This window comes from Lysinibacillus sp. FJAT-14222 (genome assembly GCF_001278875.1).
Taxonomy (GTDB): Bacteria; Bacillota; Bacilli; order Bacillales_A; family Planococcaceae; genus Lysinibacillus; species Lysinibacillus agricola.
The window spans coordinates 1-731 of the sequence record NZ_LIYL01000070.1 but is presented as its reverse complement, the minus strand read 5'-3'; the positions used below and the strand labels follow the sequence as shown (position 1 = coordinate 731).

At 35.3% G+C, this 731-nt stretch carries 1 protein-coding gene and 1 pseudogene; both read right to left on the bottom strand.

Features of this window, described 5'->3' with window-relative positions; translation table 11 throughout:
- Positions 1-180: pseudogene (locus tag AN161_RS27115) on the bottom strand (IS3 family transposase); the annotation flags it as partial.
- A gap of 89 nt (positions 181-269) precedes the next feature.
- Complete coding sequence (locus AN161_RS27110; RefSeq protein ID WP_053597422.1) at positions 270-689, bottom strand: IS3 family transposase; 420 nt, start codon at positions 687-689, stop codon at positions 270-272.
- Positions 690-731 lie beyond the last annotated feature (42 nt).

The following is a 731-nucleotide window of genomic DNA, read 5'->3' as shown; positions in this document are numbered from 1 at the left end:
AATCCCATATTGATTCTCTAACGTCATTTTAATTTGACGTGCACCTTTCTTACGTCCTCGGAAATGATACGCTTTTAAAATGATTTCTTTGATTGCTTCATCTGCTAACTCATGGGCTGCGCGCTTTTGTGCTGATTTTTCAGTGAAATAATTATAGTAACCTGAACGAGATACGCCCATGATTTCACATAGATAGCTTACTAAACGTTTTAGTTTATATTTTTGAATCGTTTTACTGATTAAATCAAATTTTAGTTCTGTTGCGATTGTTATTTCTTCTTTAACATCTGCCTTTCGAGTAGATCGAGCTTTTTTAAAAGTTCATTCTCTGCTTGTAATAATCGATTTTTCGCTTCTAATCGTGCAATTTTTTCTTCTAAACTTAATTCCCGTTCTATTGGACGACCTGAATTCGTTTTCCGTGTATCTTGTAGACCCGCTACTCCAGTTGTACGATAAGCTGCGCGCCAACGCTTTCCCGCTGAACTAATGCGCTTCAAACCAATCAGTTCAACATCTAAACCGGCCTCTTCAAAAATCGTTCTTGGGAGTTTTCCTTTTTCATTTTCTGCAATAAAATGGCGTTTAAATTCTTCAGTATAAGTAATCGCTTTATCACTAATAGCTTGGACATTAGGATTACAGTTTAGTTGTTCTTGCTCTTTTTTTGTAAATAATCTTTTCGTCATTTCATTCCGCTCCGACATCTTTTTTCTCATTATAAACAAAAG